Source organism: Corallococcus exercitus (genome assembly GCF_003611585.1).
GTDB lineage: Bacteria > Myxococcota > Myxococcia > Myxococcales > Myxococcaceae > Corallococcus > Corallococcus exercitus.
The window spans coordinates 1-895 of sequence record NZ_RAVW01000821.1 but is presented as its reverse complement, the minus strand read 5'-3'; the positions used below and the strand labels follow the sequence as shown (position 1 = coordinate 895).

Below are 895 nucleotides of genomic sequence, written 5' to 3'. Positions count from 1 at the left end.
GGGCGGAGGTGGGCGGGTGGCCATCACGTACGACACGGCCGGCAGCACCTTCGACTGGAGCAAGGTCTCCGCCAAGGGGGGCGACCGAGCAGGCCCGGGCACCGTGTATCTCAAGGGCAGCCAGCAGCAGTACGGTTCGCTGTCCGTGGATTACAAGAGCAGTTGGATGGATCGAACGGTTGTGAAGGCCACGCAGGTGCCAGCGGGCCGCTATGATCGCTTCGAGGTCCGGAACAATGCCTGGGTCGAAGTGGTGGGACTCCTCCCCGAAGGAAGCGCGGTGGAGGTCTCAGGCGCGGGGTCGAGTCTGATGCTGCAGGGGGGCGTGACGCACAAACTGTCCACCCTGAAGGTGACCGGCACCAATGCTTCCGTGTCGGTTCAGCCGAGCGCTGACGGACAACCGCTGCCACTCAAATTGGAGGTCGCGTCCGTGGAGGTCGGCACTGGCGCATCCATCAACGCGAACGCAGCGGGGTACCTCGGCGGTCGGCGCGGTGTGAATGGCGCCCAGTCCGGACGGACGACAGGAAATGTGTCAACAGGACGGACCGACGTGGGTGGCAGCTACGGTGGGCATGGCAGGGCGCAGAATGGCGCTTCCGTGGTGCCGGTCTACGGCGACCCTCTTTCCCCCTCGGACTTCGGTTCGGGTGGCTCGGCCCAAAGCAACGCGTCGTCAAAAGGTGGCAATGGCGGAGGTCTGCTGCTGCTGACCGTGGACAGCCTCAAGCTGGATGGCGCTCTTCAGGCGAATGGCGAGCACAGCTATGCCTACGGAGGCGCGGGAGGCGGTATCCGGCTGGACGTCCGGAGTGTGACAGGCAGTGGCTTCATCTCGGCGGAGGGCAGCCCGTATGACTCCCTGGGCTACGGGACCGGAGGGGGCGGGCGG

Annotated in this window: 1 pseudogene; it reads left to right on the top strand. The window is 66.0% G+C overall.

Annotation, left to right across the window (positions count from 1 at the left end):
- Positions 1 to 16 precede the first annotated feature (16 nt).
- Positions 17 to 895 (top strand): annotated as a pseudogene (locus tag D7W79_RS42315) (hypothetical protein); the annotation flags it as partial.